This window comes from Azospirillum brasilense, from assembly GCF_003349955.1.
Lineage (GTDB): Bacteria > Pseudomonadota > Alphaproteobacteria > Azospirillales > Azospirillaceae > Azospirillum > Azospirillum brasilense_B.
On record NZ_QLKQ01000030.1, the window covers coordinates 37,489 to 52,143 of the forward strand.

Sequence of the window (14,655 nt, forward strand, 5' to 3'; positions counted from 1 at the left end):
GGAGTCTCCAAAGCGCGCCCGTCTCCTATCGGCAGGTGGCGGGCGCGTTTGTGGTAGGTGTCAGGCGCGCTTGCGGAGGTCGCAGGCGCGTCTCGTGCAGGCGGCAGGCGCGGACATGAAGGTCGCAGGCGCGTTTGACGGCGCGAATCGGGACGGACTGAAACGCGCCTGCCACCTACCGAGTCACCGCACCGGCGCCGAGCGCGCCCGTTCCTGTAGGTCACAGGCGCCTTTGACGGCGTGTTGCAGTAGGACGCAGGCGCGTTCGAATCGCCGGGGGCTATGAAGGCGTCAGGCGCGTTTCGAATCGCCGGATTCTCTAGGTGGCAGGCGCGTTTCGCGATTGCGGCCTGCCAGTAGGTGTCAGGCGCGCTCGTACCCGATGCCCCGGTTGCAGCCGGAGCGGGACTCCGGTCGGCCACGGTTGTGCTTCGCAGCCGATGACCGGTCGGCCACCACCCGGCCTTGCCGAGGGACGGATGCCCGATTCGCAGCCAAGCCGGGCCGCCATCCGACAAACGCGCCTGGCACCTACTGCTTGCGCGCCTGTCGCCTCATGGAAGCGCGCCTGACACCTACCGGATGCGCGCCTGACACCTATGGAACCGTGCGCGACGTCGTTGCGTTGGACGGCGGAAGCGGCATAGGCTTGGTGTTCAGGATTGCGGAGAGGCACCAGATGTCGGGGCAGATCGTCGTCAAGCAGCGCCGTACGGAGACGCAGGGGCAGACTCTCCAGGGCACGCTGTTCGAGCACATCGACGCCACCACGGGCCGGCGGCACAGCGTCAACATGGTCTCCCTGTACGATCTGGCCCCGAAATACGTGTTCGACAGCCCCGAATCGAAGGCCAACGGACAGGCGGCGCACAATCTGGAGCCCAGGGACCCCGCGGCCCAGGACGACCGCCTGCCGATGATCCACCGCCAGTTCTCCTTCGCCGACCAGATCTACCACCTCACGGTCGTGCCGGCGCGCATCCAGCGCCGGGTGAAGGGCAGGGATGGCCGTTTCGTCCGCGATTCCAGCGGAGCCCACGTGGTGGAGGAGATCGACGCCTATCCGGGCGAGCGCGAACAGATCATCGAGGACGTGATCCGCAAGCTGGCCTCGGACCCGGCGCGCCTGTCGGTGGACAACGGAGAGGCGATCCTGCGCTTCTCCCTCTACGAGATCTGGCAGGAACTGCGCTCCGTCCGGCACACCCTCAGCATTCCCGAGATCAAGGAAGCGCTGATGGTCATGCGGCGCTGCACGATCCAGATCGAGCGCCGCGGTCGCCGCAAGGTGATGATGGACTCCGGCATTTTCGCCGGCCTCGGGCTGCGGCAGCGTCCCAACGAGACGGACGACGCCGATGACGCGTCGATTCTCGATGACGAGAGCGGCGATGCGGAAACCTTCGTGCAGTTCAACATGATGCTGCGCGAGGCGATCCGCCGCGTCGACTGGCATTCGATCTCCTACGAAGCCCTGATGAAGATCCGCAACCCGTTCTCGCGCTGGCTGTTCAAGCGCATCGCCGAGACGTTGCGGCAGGACCCCTCGCAGTCGGTCGTGCCGATCACCGCCCGCGACATCATCCGTGATTCCGGTATGGCGGAATGGTCGCGGTTCCGCGACATGCGGCTGCGGATTCATGATGTCGTCAAGGCGCTCGCCGATACCCAGATCGGGGCGCTCGACCGCATCGAGATCGAAGAGATCAAGGAAGGGCGGAAGTACGTCGACGTCGAGTACAACCTCTACCCCTCGCAGTCCTTCCTCGACCAGATCCGTCGCGCGGTCGCCGAGCGCTCGGTCAACGAGCGCGAACTCACCCTGGTGGTCAACAACGACGACCTCGATGAAGCCGGTCGTCCCAAGCGCTTCGTTCCCGTCTCCCCGGAAACCGCCAGCCAGAGCCGCCGCCGCCGCCGGGCCGCGCTGCCGAAGGGAAGCGACGGGCAGATGCCTCTGCTCGACATCGTCAAGTAAGACCGGGGTCAAGTAAGACCGGGTCGGTGTGGCGTCGTCCCGGCTCCGATCCGGCACGGGGTCAGGGGAGGCGGGGATCGATGGCGCCCTGGTCCTTCCTGTCCGCATAACGCCGCATGTTTTCCGGATCGAAGATGACCTTGGCGGCCTCGCGGAAGGTCTCCTTCTCATTCATGCCGTCCTCGTCGAAGAAGGACATCACGCGCTCGATGAACCACATCTGGTCGATCCGCAGCACCTGCGCGAGTTTCGGCGCGGTGTAGAGCGGCACGCGCGAGCGCTTCTTTTCGATCATCGTGATGAAGTTGGAATTCTTGTAACCAATGAGGCCGGCGAGTTGAACTTGCGAAAGCCCCAGTTCCTCACGGCGTTCGCGAACGATATCGCCCGGATGGGTGAGATGCCTCAAGTCGGCCATGATTTCTGCTCTCAGGGTTGGAGTGCGCCTCAGTGAGCGCTTCGTAACTAAGTATGCGCTCATGAGAGGCGCTTTCAACATCAAAAAGCGGTCGTCAGGGGACGTTGGCGCACAAATCGGCGGGAGCCGCACCGTCCCCGCCGCGTATCGTTGGCGCCGCCGGGACGACGTGTGGATATCGGGAAACGCCGTCTGCGAGCAGACCCGGCGGGAGGAGGCAAAATTTTCGCACCATTAAAGGGTGCAACGTCGGCCGCTCTATGATAGGTTTGTATTCCTTGTATGAGACGCTTGTTCATAGAGAGGCTGAAAATTATGACTGTGAACCTCGAATCCGCTTCAGCCACCCTCCCGACCGTCATTGTCGAGGCCGTTCGCCTGCACCTGATCGCCGCCGGAGTGATCGCTCCGGACCACCCGTTCGACATCGGATCGGCCCTGGATGGCGCCGACGAGACCGGCGTCAGCCTGGGGCACATGGCGCAGCAGATCGCCATCTTCGGTGCCGGCCTGTATGAGTGAGCCGGCAGGGCGCGACGGTCGGGCCGCGCCCCTTTTCCGGTCACGACGCGGGCGCCGATGCCGAGGGCAGCGGCCGGTCGCTGCGCCGGCGCGCCCCGCGGAAGCGGCGCCGGGCCAGCAGCGCGAACAGGCCGCCCGTCGCCAGGGCGGTCAGGTCGATGCCGGCCACACCCCACAGCCCGCGCGCCAGCGTCACCCCGAGATGGGCGTTGCTGGTCAGGGCGTTCATCAGCGGCAGGGCGGCCCACAGCAGAGCCGCCACCGCCAGCTGCTCGCCCCAGGCGCGCTGGACGCCGCGCAGCGCCGGGTGCAAGGCCGTGAGAAACCACGCGGCGAAGAAGGCGAGGGCCTCGAAGGTCTCCCGGCCGGCCAGCCCGGCGGGCAGCAGCCGGTTGGCCCAGAAATAGGCGGCGATGGCGATGGGCAGCCCGACCATCACCGCCAGATTGGCGCCATCGGCCAGACGCAGCCCGAAGGACGGGGTCGCCTCCCGCTTGCGCCGCTTGATGATCCAATAGACCTGCCCGGTGCCGATCATCGCGGTGCCGGCCAGCCCGCACAGGATCATCGCCAGCCGCAGCGGCGTGTCGGCGAAGCGCATCATGTGCAGGCCGTAGGCGCCGGCCCGCGTCGCCGCCGCTCCGCCCGTCCCCTCCCAGACCGTGCGCACTGCGCCGGTCGTGCCGTCGAACAGGATGGCTTCCGGCGTGATCACCACCCGGTCGGAATCGGTGCGCTTGAGAAGGATGGTGGCGGCGGCGTCGCCCGGGTTGTCGATGACGATCCATCCCGGCCGTCCGCCGTCCCACCGCCGCGCCGCCTCCGCCAGCAGCGGTTCGATGGCGGTGAGCGGGGCGGCCCGTCCCGCGGCGGCCGTCGGCGGTGGCTCGGCGTAAACGGCGGTGTTGAAGGCCGCCGGCCGGTCGCCGAAGGCCGCCTGCAGGCCCCAGGGCATGTAGAGCAGCATCAGCGGCACCATCCCGGTCACGGTGATCAGCGCGTGGTAGGGCAGCACGATGATGCCCAGGGCGTTGTGGACGTCCATCCACAGCCGCGTGCGCGACCGTCCGGGGCGGAAGGCGAAGAAGTCCCAGAAGACCCGCCGGTGGATGACGAAGCCGGTGATCAGCGCCACCAGCAGGGCCACCCCGGCGGCGCCGATCAGATAGCGTCCCACCAGGCCGGGAACGCGCAGGTCGAAGTGGAAGTAATAGAGGAAATCGCCGCCGAAGGTCGCCCGCGCCTGCAAGGGGCGCCCGTCCGGCTCCAGCGCCAATTTGCGGAAGGCGGGCTGTATCCCCGGCGGGTTGTAGACGTAGACCTGGGTGGCGGTCCGCCGCTCGTCGGGCATGGTGATCAGCCAGCGCCGCGCCTGCGGCGCCTCGCGCCACAGGCTGGCGATCGCCGCCGCCGCCGCGTCGGGGCTGTTGGTCGCCTCGACCCGCTCTGGCTGCATCCAGCGGGTGATCTCGAAGCGGGCGTAGGCGGTGGTGCCGGTCAGGAAGACGCAGAACAGCAGCCAGCCGACCACCAGCCCGCCCCAATTGTGCAGCCACGTCATCGACAGGCGGAAACTGCCGTTCATACCCCGGTTCCCGTCATGCTTTTCAACAGTGAGACCGCCGCCCAAATTGCCGCCGTCAGGCCGGCGGTCCAGGCCAGGGCGCGCCGGGCGCTGGCCGCGGCGAAGACCATCACCACGGTCAGGACGCAGGGCAGCAGCGCCGTCATGGTGGCGGTCAGCACCGCCTCCGCCCGGTCCTGCACGGCCGGCAGCGCCAGCGACAGCGCCGCCGCCGTTCCCGCCGCCAGGGCGTAGCCGCCGCCGACGGCGGTCACGACCCGCAGCGCGATCTCGGTCTTTCGCCTCACCAGGAATACTTCAGCGAGCCGATCACGGTGCGGCGCAGGCCGTAATAGCAGTTGGTCGCCCGCGAGCAGGCCGCGACATACTCCTTGTCGAAGAGGTTGCTGGCGTTGATCGCCGCCTGAATGCCCTGAAGCTGCGGGTTCAGATAGGACAGGTCGTAGCGCAGGGCGGCGTCGACCAGCGTGTGGGCCGGCACCTTGAAGCTGTTGGCCGGATCGCCGTAGGTGAAGCCGACGTAGCGCAGACCGACGCCGCCGCCCAGGCCGGCCAGCGGGCCGTCCTGCACCGTGTAGTCGCCCCAGGCCGAGGCCGAATGGGTCGGCACGGCGACCGGCCGCTTGCCGCGGTCGGCGCCGTTGCTCTTGGTCACCTCGGCGTCGAGGAAGGTGTAGCTGGCCACCGCGTTCAGCCCGTCGGCGAGGCTGACGCGCGCCTCCGCCTCGAAGCCGCGCGAACGGACCTCGCCGGTCTGGATGTTGTAGTTGGTGTGCAGCGGGTCGGCGGTGGTGACGTTCTGCTGGGTGATGGTGAAGGCCGACAGGGTGAACAGGCTGCGGGAGCCCGGCGGCTCGTATTTCAGCCCGGCCTCGTACTGCTGGCCGGTGGTCGGCTCGAACGGGTTGCCGTGGAAATCGCTGCCGGAGGTCGGTTCGAAGGATTCCGAATAGCTGGCGTAGGGCGCCAAGCCGTTGTCGAACAGGTAGAGCGCGCCGACACGGCCGGTGAAGGCGTCGTCCTGCTGCGACGTCCGCGCCTGGTTCAGCCGGTTGCGCTGCTGCGTCTGTGCCCAGTCCTTGCGCCCGCCCAGCAGGACGGCCAGCCCGCCCCACTTGATCTGGTCCTGGGCGTAGACGCCGGTCTGGGTGATGCGGGTGGCGGTGCTCTGGTAGATCGGCGGGGTGGCGATCGGCAGCCCGTAGACCGGGTTGAACAGGTCGAGGTTCGGCGCCGCCGCCTGCCCGCGCAGCGTGTCGCTGCGCAGCCGCTGGTGATCAATGCCGGCCAGCACGGTGTGGCGCAGCGGCCCGGTGTCGACCTTCACCTGGACCTGGTTGTCGACGGTCAGGTCGTAGGCGCGCTCGCGGGCCGAGAAGGTGGTGCGCCGCGTGGTGCGCTGGTCGGGCAGCAGGCCGGACGCGTAGACCTGCTTGAGGTCGAGGTCGTTGTGCAGGTAGCGGGCGTTCTGGCGCACCGTCCAGCGCTCGTCGAACCGGTGTTCGAAGCGGTAGCCGATGCTCATGGTCTTGCGGTCCCAGTCGTTGAAGTTGGGATCGCCCGTGAAGAGCTTGGTCGGCAGTTTGCCGTTGGGGTTGGGCAGCACCGTGCCCTGGGCCGGCAGGTAGTTCAGCGGCGAATCGTCGTAATTGTCGCGCTGGTAGAGGCCGATCAGGGTCAGGCTGGTGTCGTCGGTCGGCCGGAAGGTCACGGTCGGGGCGGCGGCCAGCCGGCGGCGCTCCGCGATGTCGGTCTGGGTGTCGCTGTCCAGCGCGACGCCGGCGAAGCGGTAGGAGAGCCGGCCGTCGCCGGTCGCGTCGCCGCCGATGTCCAGCGCGGCCTGCTTGCGGCCCTGGTTGCCGGTTTGCAGCAGGATTTCATGCCGGGCGTCGGGGGAGGGCTGCTTGGTCACCATGTTGACCAGACCGCCGGGGCTGGTCTGCCCGAACAGCACCGAGGCCGGGCCCTTCAGCACCTCGACCCGCTCGAACAGGTAGGGGTCGATGCCGGAGGTCAGGAAGCCGCTGCCCTTCATCCGCAGCCCGTCGAGATACTCGTTGAAGGACACGCCGGTGGTGCCGTTGCCGCCGAAGCCGCGCACCGAGATGCCGTCGCCGCCGAAGGAGGAGGAACCGCCGTTGCGGGCGGTGGTGACGCCGGAGGTGTAGTTCAGGACGTCGGCCAGACTGCGCGCCGCCTGGGCGTCCATCTGGTCGCGGGTGACGACGGAGATCGACTGCGGCGTTTCAAGGATCGGCGTGTCGGTCTTGGTGGCGGTGGCGCTCTGGCGGGCGGCGTAGCCCATGACCGGGCCGGTCGCCCGCTCGCGCGTGCCCTCGACGGTCACCGGGTCCAGCACCGTCTCGCCGGCTTGCTGCCGCGACAGCACGGCGCGGCCGGGGCCGGTCATCTGGTACGACACGCCGGTGCCGGACAGCAGGCGGCGCAGCGCCTCGTCGGCGCTCATGGTTCCCGACACGCCGGGCGAGGTCAGGCCGCGCGCCACCTCGGCCGGGAAGCCGACCTCCCAGCCGCTGGCCGTGCTGAAGGCGTTTAGGGCCGTCACCAGCCCCTGCGGGGCGATGTCGAAGCGCTGCCCCGCCGCTTGTCCAGACGCTTGGGCCACCTGCCCGCCGGTCGTCGCCGGCGCCGCCAGGGCGGTGCTTCCCGCCGCCACACCCAAACCGGCCACCGCCGACGACAGCAGCGCCGCCCGCAGCAGGGCCGTCCCCCGACGCCCCCGCGCACCCCGATCCATCATCCCCGCACCCATCGTAACGCTTTCCCCATGATCGCGACGTATCGACCGGCCGGAGCGCGCCGCTTGTTGCAATTGCGACGCATTCCTAATAGCCGTGCCGACCTGACGTTCGGGCATCGTGAAAAGCGGAAATTTTTTTTGGAGAGGTTTCGCGGGCCGGAAAAGCCGGTGGCCTCAGGGGTGTGGCCTCAGGGGTGTGGCCTCAGGGGCGCGGGCGCAGGATCAGCAGGGCGTCGGACACCCGCAGCGTCTCGGCCCGCACCAGCCCGGCCAGGGCGGTCGCCGTCCGCACCGGATCGTCCAGCCGGTAATTGCCGGTGATCCGGCGGTCGGCGAGGGCGTCGGGAACCAGGATCAGCCCCGGATAATAGCGGTCCAGCTCGCCCAGAACCTCGCCCAGGGGGCGATCCTCGAAGACCAGCCGGCCATCGACCCAGCCGAGCGCCGCGGAAAGGTCGGCGGGGTGCTCCGCGCCGACTCCCGACGCCGTGACCACCACCTCGTCGCCCGCGCGCAGCCGCACGGCGGGGCCGCCGGACCGCGCCACATCCACGGTGCCGTGGCGCACCGTCACCGTCACCCGGTCGTCGAGGTAACGGACGGCGAAGGCGGTGCCGACCACGGTCACCACGGCGGGACCGGCCGCGACCCGGAAAGGACGGGCGGGGTCGGGCGTCACCTCGAAGAAGGCGGCCCCGCGCAGCAGCCGGGTCCGCCGCTCGCCCCCCTCGACGTCGGTGGCGAGCGCCGTCCCGGTGTCCATCAGCACCCGCGATCCGTCGGCCAGTTGCAGACGCTCCTGCACGCCGGTCGCGGTGCGGTGGTCGGCCTGCAGGCGCAGCGGCAGGTCGGCGGCCAGACCGAGGCCGACCGCCACCAGGAGGCCCGCCGCCCACGCCATCGCCCGGCGCGCCAGCGGCCGGGAACGGGGTGGTTGCCGGAGCGGAACGGCGGGCGCGTGGCGGCGGGGCGGGCTGTCCGGAACGGCGGTGGCCGAAGCCGCCGTGACCGCCAGCGCTTCGCTGAGGAGGGGCGAGGCCCACATGTCCTGCGCCAGGGCCCAGGCGCGGGCGTTGCGGGGGTCGGCGGCGCACCAGTCGGCGCAGGCCCGCCGGCATTCCTCTCCCGCGTCCTCCGCCTGCAGACGGAGGAACCAGTCGAGCGCCTGTTCCAGCGGTAAGGAGGGGTCGGTGCCGTCAGGCGTGGAGGGAGGCATGGGCGTCGCGGGTGGTGCCGTCACGGTTTGTCTCTTTGTAAGACGTTCGGGCCGGCGGAAACCCTCAATCCTTCCCGGTCGAGCCGGGCGAACACCTCCAGGCAGGCCAGCAGGGCGGCCTTCAGGTCCTTCTGCACGGTGCTGACCGAGACGTCGAGCCGCTCGGCGATCTGCGCGTGGGACAGCCCCTCCATCCGGTTCAGCAGAAGAATGCGGCGCTGCCGCTCCGACAGGGACGCCAGCGCGGCGTTCATCCGGGCCAGCCGCTGGCGGTCGCCGGCCTGGGTTTCCGGAGAGGGCAGGGGGGCGGCGATCTCCTCCATCCCCTCGGCGGTCACGTCCTGCACCACCACCCCGGCGAGCCGGCGCTCCCGCCGCAGATGGTCGAAGGCCAGATTGCGCGCCGTCTGGAACAGGAAGGGCAGGGGATGGTCCACCGGCCGGTCGCGTTCCGCCGCCCTCACCTTGAGATAGGCCTCGTGGGCCAGATCCTCGGCGGTGGCGGCGCTGCCGACCATGCGGGAGAGCAGACGGACCAGCGTGCCCCGGTGCCCCATGAAAACCGTGTCGAGCGACGGCTTGACGGTGTCAGCCATGCACCACCGGACGGGGAACCGGCGCCTTCACGCGGTGCGGATCGGGCCTGCGATGCGGATCGGGCATGGCGTCGCCCCGTTGCTCCACGGAAAAGCGGCGTGGCCGCGCCATGACCGGCTCATGGCGGCGGCAATATACTTAGAATGCGTATCATTCGCAATGATATGTTCCGCCTGTGGAACCGCCGCGCACCGGGGCACGGCGGTTCCCTGTAGGTCAGCGGGCCAGCTCGAAGCGGATGGGCTGCGCGCCCTGCCACAGGGTGCGCTTGCCGAGTTCGGCCAGATTCTCCAGCCCGTCGGTGATGGTGATGAAGTGGTTGCCGGCGAGCTGGCCCATCTTGCTGGAGAACTGCACGCCGCCGTAGGCCAGCAGGATCTCGGTCTCGCTGATGCCGCCCGGATAGAGGATGATCTGGCCCGGCGCCGGGTGGCTGGTGTGGTTCTCGTAGCCGAGGCCGAAATCGGTGTCGCCCAGCGGAATCCACACGCCTTCGCCGCTCCAGCGGACATGAACGATCTGGCCCTCGTAGGGGAGCAGGCTGCGGAACTTGGCGCAGGTCTTCGGCGCCGCCGCCGACTCGAAGCGGGCGCCGAAGGTGAAGGGGCCGGCGGTGATGGTCAGGGCGTCCATGGTGTGGCGGTCCTCGTTGTCCTGGGTTCTTATAAGGCCCCACCCTAACCCTCTCCGGCCCGGCGGGGGAGGGTTCAGGGTGGGGGAAAAGTGCTTCGTGGGGAGAATGTGCTTTCTCAGACCGCCGCCACCTTCGGGCGCGCCAGATCCGGCGTGTCGCAGCGCAGGAAGGCGCCGCGGCCGGGCTGCGCCACGCAGGCGCCGCCCTCCACCACGACCTCGCCGCGCGACAGCACAGTCTCCGGCCAGCCGGTCACCTCCAGCCCCTCGTAGGGGGTGTAGTCGACGTTGTGGTGCAGCATGGCGTTGGTGATGGTGACCTTGCGGTCCGGGTCGTAGATCACGATGTCGGCGTCGGCGCCGATGGCGAGGCTGCCCTTGCGCGGGTGCAGGCCGTACATCTTGGCCGGGTTGGTCGAGGACAGCTCGACGAAGCGCTGGAGGCTGATGCGGCCCTTCTTGACGCCTTCCGAGAACAGGATGGGCAGCCGCGTCTCGATTCCCGGCACGCCGTTGGGGATCCAGTTGAAGGGCGTGTTGGCGCCGTGCAGCATCTTGCCCTTGGGGTCCTGGTAGCGGAACGGCGCGTGGTCGGACGACACGATGTGGAAGGTGCCGCCGGCCAGCGCGTCCCAGACCGCCGCCTGGTTGGCCTTGTCGCGCGGCGGCGGGCTGCAGATGCACTTGGCCCCTTCCATGCCGTGGCCGTGCAGGTCGTGCTCGGTCAGCACCATGTATTGTGGGCAGGTCTCGGCGTAGATGCGCATGCCGCGGCCCTGCGCCCAGTGGATCTGCTCGATCGCCTCGCGGCCCGAGACATGGACGATCAGAATCGGCACGTCGGCCAGCTCGGCCATGGCGATGGCGCGGTGGGTCGCCTCGCGCTCCACCAGCATCGGCCGGGAATCGGCGTGGTAGCGCGGCGCGGTGTGGCCGGCGGCGAGCAGCTTGTCGGTCAGCCAGCCGATGAAGTCGGCGTTCTCGGCGTGAATCATCGCCATGGCGCCGTCGCGCCGGGCGACGCTCAGCAGCTCCAGCACCTGCCGGTCGTTCAGCTTCATGTCGTCGTAGGTCATGTAGATCTTGAACGACGTGTAGCCGTCATGGATCAGCGCCGGCAGGTCCTGGCCGAGGAGCTGGTCGGTCGGGTCGCTGACGATGAGGTGGAAGGCGTAGTCGATCACCGCCTTGCCGTCGGCCCGCCGGTGGTAGTCGGTCACCGCGTCGCGCAGCGACTGGCCCTTGAACTGGCAGGCGAAGGGGATGACCGTCGTGGTGCCGCCGCAGGCCGCCGAGCGCGTGCCCGTCTCGAAATCGTCGGCCGACTGCGAGCCGTCGCTGGTCGGCTGGTCGAGGTGGCAATGGCCGTCGACGCCGCCGGGCATCACCAGCTTGCCGGTCGCGTCGATTTCGCGGGCGCCCGGCCCGAGCCCGGTGCCGATGGCGGCGATGCGGCCGCCGATCACGCCGAGGTCGGCGGCGAACACGTCGGACGCGGTGGCCAGCGTGCCATGGCGGATCACGGTGTCGAACTGCGGCATGGAACTCTCCCTCGGTCCCGAAGGACGGGTTTTGCGGTTGCTGGTTTATACCGTCGCGACTGCGGCGGCGCGCCCACATGGGCGCGGAAAAGCCTGCGTGGCGTTTGAACGCACTACGACACGCCAATTCATTGGCGTGTCGGTGCTACAAAAAATAGCCGCCCGGATTGGCCTCGGCGGCGATGGCGTGGCGGGCGTCGTCCTGGAGGTTGCGCAGATGCGCCAGCATGGCGGCCTTGGCGGCATCGGCGTCGCGCCGCTCGACCGCCTCCAGCACCGCGCGGTGCTCCGTGTCGATCTCGCCCTTGCGGTGGAAGGCGCTGGAGATGCGGAACAGGCGGGCGACGACGCGCATCCGCGTGATGGTCTCGGCCAGCGTCGCGTTGCCGCTGACGCGGGCGAAGAAGCTATGGAAGTGGTTGTCGTAGAGCCAGTGCTGCATGTCGTCCTCGCTGCCGTCCAGCGATTCGAGCCCGCGCCGCAGCTCGGCGAGGTCGGCGTCGCCGACCAGCGGCACCGCCGTCGCGATGGCGTGGCACTCCAGCAGCTCGCGCATCTGCATGCACTCGAAGAACTCGCGGGCCGAGACGACGCGGACGCGGTAGCTGCGCTCGCTGGTGCGCTCCAGCAGCCCCTCGCCGACCAGCCGGACCAGCGCCTCGCGCATCGGCGTGCGCGACACGCTCAGCCGCTCGGCCAGCCGCCCCTCCGGGACCTCGGCGCCGCCGGGGATCTGGCGGCTGAGGATCAGCTCGCGCAGATGCCCGTAGGTCTGGTCGCCGAGGTTGGCGGGCCTGGGGAACAGCGGGTCGGCCGGGGGAGGGGTCATGAGCGGGGCCTCACTGGCCGTCGACGATGGCGACGTTGCGGTAGGCGCGGCCGAAATGGCGCTCGATGCGGCGCTGGACGATGTCCCACAGCGAGGTCATCAGCAGGTAGTAGAGGGCGGCCACCGTGAACAGCTCCAGCACCATGAAGCGTTCCTGGATGAGAAGCTGGGTGCTGCGCAGCAGCTCCTCCATCGAGATGACGGAGGTGACCGAGGTCGTCTTCAACAGCCCGTTCACGCTGTTGCCGAGCGCCGGGATGATGATGCGAACGGCCTGCGGCAGCACGATGTAGACCATCACCTGGGCCGAGTTCAGGCCGAGCGCACGGCCGGCGTTGCTCTGCCCGGCGGCGACGCCGAGGATGCCGCCGCGGATGATCTCGGCCAGATAGGCGGCCTCGTTGAGGATCAGGCCGATCAGCGCGGATTCCGTCACCGACAGCTTGATGCCGATCTGCGGCAGGCCGGTGTAGATGATGATGAGCTGGACCAGCAGCGGCGTGCCGCGGAACACCCAGATGTAGGCCTGCGCCGCCGCCGACACCCAGCGGTAGGGCGACAGCCGCAGCAGCGCCAGCAGGCAGCCGACCACCAGACCGCCGGCGATGCCCGCCAGCGTCAGCCACAGGGTCGTGATCGCTCCGCTGAGCAGATACCCGTTGAACAGGTAGTCGAAGAAGCCGTCCCAGTTCCAGCCGCTGGTCATTCCATCAACCTCTCGTTCTTATCCGCCGCGCGGACGGCGGCCGGGACGCGCCCCGCCGCCGCCCGCACCCACTCACATGCCGGGGCCGTTGACCTTGAAGGCGCCGTCGTTGGGCAGCAGGCCGTACTCCTCCATCAGGGCCTTGTAGGAGCCGTCCTTCTGCATGTCGTTGAGGACGGCGACCACCGCCTCGCTCAGCGCCTTGCTCTTCATCGCCAGGGCGACCGGGGTGGGGAACAGGCCGTGCAGGGCGCGGTCGAAGTCGCCGCGCTTGCTGTATTCGGCCGCCGTCGGGTCGATGGCCACCGACGCCTCGGTCTGGCCGGCGCGCAGCGCCTGATAGGCCGTGGCGAAGTTGTCGAAGGTCTTGATCTCGATCGGCTTCAGACCCTTGGCGACAATCGTCTTGTCGAGCTCGCGCAGCTTGCGCTCCTCGAAGCCGCCCAGCTCGACGCCGACCGGGCGGCCCGACAGATCCTCCGGCTTGGTGATCTTCAGCGGGTTGCCCTTGGACACCGAGACGCTGATCGCCTGGGATTCATAGTTGATCATCGGCATCATCTTGGCCCGCTCCTCGGTCCAGAAGATGCCGGTGTTGATGAGGTCCCAGCGGCCGGCCTGGAGACCGGGGATCATCGCCGAGAACTCGATGCGGACATATTCCGGGGTCAGGCAGAGCCGCTTGGCGATCTCGTTGCCGAGCGTGATGCGCATGCCCTTCAGCTGGCCGTTGGAATCGACGAACTGCATCGGCGGCAGGGTCGGGTTGGTCGACATCACCAGCGTGCCGGGCTTGACCAGCTCGGAATCGGCGACCGCCGGCTTGCAGCCGGCTGTTTGGGCGGCGGTTTGGGCGGCGGCCGGCAGCGCGAGCAGGGTCAGGCCGGCGGCGATCAGCAGCGTACGAATGGTCATCGTGGTCACCTTCTCTCGTGTTCAGGCGAAGTGATCAGGCGAGGGAGTTGATCAGCCCGTAAGCCGCCAGATCGGCGCGCAGGGCCTCGGCGTCGCCCGCCGGCAGCGGCAGGCGCGGCGCGCGCGGGTCGCCGACGGGAAGGCCCATCATGCCCAGCCCGGTCTTCGACGCGGCGACGTAGCGGTGGCCGCCGACCCAGCGGACGATCGGCAGCATCTTCTTGTAGAGCGCCAGCGCCTGATCCTTGTCGTTGTGGTCGGCGACCAGCTCGAACAGCCGGGCCGAATCCCGCGGGATCAGGTTGGAGCAGACGGCGACCCAGCCCTGGGCGCCGAGCCAGAAGGATTCGTAGCCGAGGATGCCGGCGAACACCGTCATGCGGTCGCCGCACAGCTCGATGATGTCGCGGACCCGCGTCACCTCCAGCGTCGATTCCTTGATGTAGAGCACGTTGTCGATCTCGCTCAGCCGCGCCACGATCGGCGGGGTGAGGTCGACGTTGGCGGTCGCCGGGTTGTTGTAGATCATCACCGGCAGCGAGATCGCCTCGCCGATGCGGCGGTAATGCTCGAACAGCTCGTCGGGGGTCGGGGAGCTGTAATAGGGCGGGATCACCATGATCCCGTCGGCGCCCATCCGCTCGGCTTCCTTGGCGTGGGCGACGGCGTCGCGGGTCCATTCGGCGCCGGTGCCGATCAGAACGGGCACGCGGCCCGCCGATTCCTGCACGCAGATCTCGATGACCTGGGCCCGCTCCTCGGGGGTCATCGACAGGAACTCGCCGGTGCTGCCGAGCGGGATCAGCCCGTGGATGCCCTGCTCGATCTGCCAGTTCACCAGCTTCTTGAGGGCCGGAACGTCCACAGCACCACCGTCGGCGGTGAAGGGGGTGATGAGAACCGTGTAGGTGCCGCGCAATGCCGTCATGGGTTCCCCCAAGCTCCTGCCTAATT

Annotated in this window: 14 protein-coding genes; 2 read left to right on the top strand and 12 right to left on the bottom strand. The window is 68.9% G+C overall.

Annotated features, from left to right (window positions below):
* Positions 1–679: 679 nt before the first annotated feature.
* Positions 680–1,978 carry a plasmid replication protein gene (locus DXK32_RS14990; RefSeq protein ID WP_114859239.1) on the top strand — a complete coding sequence of 433 codons (1,299 nt, stop codon included), beginning with the start codon at positions 680–682 and terminating at the stop codon, positions 1,976–1,978.
* A gap of 61 nt (positions 1,979–2,039) precedes the next feature.
* Here DXK32_RS14990 and DXK32_RS14995 read toward each other — a convergent pair whose 3' ends face one another.
* Entirely contained in the window at positions 2,040–2,396 is a 357-nt protein-coding gene (locus DXK32_RS14995; RefSeq protein WP_162801185.1) for a helix-turn-helix domain-containing protein, read from the bottom strand.
* A gap of 315 nt (positions 2,397–2,711) precedes the next feature.
* Here DXK32_RS14995 and DXK32_RS15000 point away from each other — a divergent pair, with 315 nt between their 5' ends.
* The gene (locus DXK32_RS15000) at positions 2,712–2,918 is read left to right on the top strand and encodes a hypothetical protein (protein WP_114859241.1); all 207 of its coding nucleotides are present in this window, start codon (positions 2,712–2,714) and stop codon (positions 2,916–2,918) included.
* Between the two features lie 40 nt (positions 2,919–2,958).
* Here DXK32_RS15000 and DXK32_RS15005 read toward each other — a convergent pair whose 3' ends face one another.
* From DXK32_RS15005 to dapA, 11 genes are all read right to left on the bottom strand, one after another.
* On the bottom strand, positions 2,959–4,503 hold the full coding sequence (locus tag DXK32_RS15005; RefSeq protein WP_114859242.1) for a PepSY-associated TM helix domain-containing protein: 1,545 nt from the start codon (positions 4,501–4,503) through the stop codon (positions 2,959–2,961).
* The gene (locus DXK32_RS15010; RefSeq protein WP_114859243.1) at positions 4,500–4,790 is read right to left on the bottom strand and encodes a hypothetical protein; all 291 of its coding nucleotides are present in this window, start codon (positions 4,788–4,790) and stop codon (positions 4,500–4,502) included. The genes DXK32_RS15005 and DXK32_RS15010 overlap by 4 nt, the downstream gene beginning before the upstream one ends.
* Positions 4,787–7,264: a TonB-dependent siderophore receptor gene (locus DXK32_RS15015; RefSeq protein ID WP_247877166.1), complete on the bottom strand. Its 2,478-nt coding sequence runs from the start codon at positions 7,262–7,264 to the stop codon at positions 4,787–4,789. The genes DXK32_RS15010 and DXK32_RS15015 overlap by 4 nt, the downstream gene beginning before the upstream one ends.
* 202 nt (positions 7,265–7,466) lie before the next feature.
* The gene (locus tag DXK32_RS15020; RefSeq protein ID WP_247877167.1) at positions 7,467–8,504 is read right to left on the bottom strand and encodes a FecR family protein; all 1,038 of its coding nucleotides are present in this window, start codon (positions 8,502–8,504) and stop codon (positions 7,467–7,469) included.
* Positions 8,501–9,076: an RNA polymerase sigma factor gene (locus DXK32_RS15025; RefSeq protein ID WP_114859246.1), complete on the bottom strand. Its 576-nt coding sequence runs from the start codon at positions 9,074–9,076 to the stop codon at positions 8,501–8,503. Before DXK32_RS15025 ends, DXK32_RS15020 begins: the two co-directional genes overlap by 4 nt.
* Positions 9,077–9,293: 217 nt before the next feature.
* On the bottom strand, positions 9,294–9,710 hold the full coding sequence (locus DXK32_RS15030) for a DUF3830 family protein (protein WP_114859247.1): 417 nt from the start codon (positions 9,708–9,710) through the stop codon (positions 9,294–9,296).
* Positions 9,711–9,826: 116 nt separating this feature from the next.
* Positions 9,827–11,251 carry a dihydropyrimidinase gene (hydA, locus tag DXK32_RS15035; protein ID WP_094305874.1) on the bottom strand — a complete coding sequence of 475 codons (1,425 nt, stop codon included), beginning with the start codon at positions 11,249–11,251 and terminating at the stop codon, positions 9,827–9,829.
* Between the two features lie 145 nt (positions 11,252–11,396).
* Positions 11,397–12,080 carry a GntR family transcriptional regulator gene (locus DXK32_RS15040; protein ID WP_114859248.1) on the bottom strand — a complete coding sequence of 228 codons (684 nt, stop codon included), beginning with the start codon at positions 12,078–12,080 and terminating at the stop codon, positions 11,397–11,399.
* A 10-nt stretch (positions 12,081–12,090) separates the two neighbouring features.
* Positions 12,091–12,786 carry an amino acid ABC transporter permease gene (locus DXK32_RS15045; RefSeq protein WP_114859249.1) on the bottom strand — a complete coding sequence of 232 codons (696 nt, stop codon included), beginning with the start codon at positions 12,784–12,786 and terminating at the stop codon, positions 12,091–12,093.
* A 72-nt stretch (positions 12,787–12,858) separates the two neighbouring features.
* Complete coding sequence (locus DXK32_RS15050; protein WP_114859250.1) at positions 12,859–13,701, bottom strand: ABC transporter substrate-binding protein; 843 nt, start codon at positions 13,699–13,701, stop codon at positions 12,859–12,861.
* Positions 13,702–13,735: 34 nt separating this feature from the next.
* Entirely contained in the window at positions 13,736–14,629 is an 894-nt protein-coding gene (gene dapA, locus DXK32_RS15055; protein WP_114859251.1) for a 4-hydroxy-tetrahydrodipicolinate synthase, read from the bottom strand.
* Positions 14,630–14,655 lie beyond the last annotated feature (26 nt).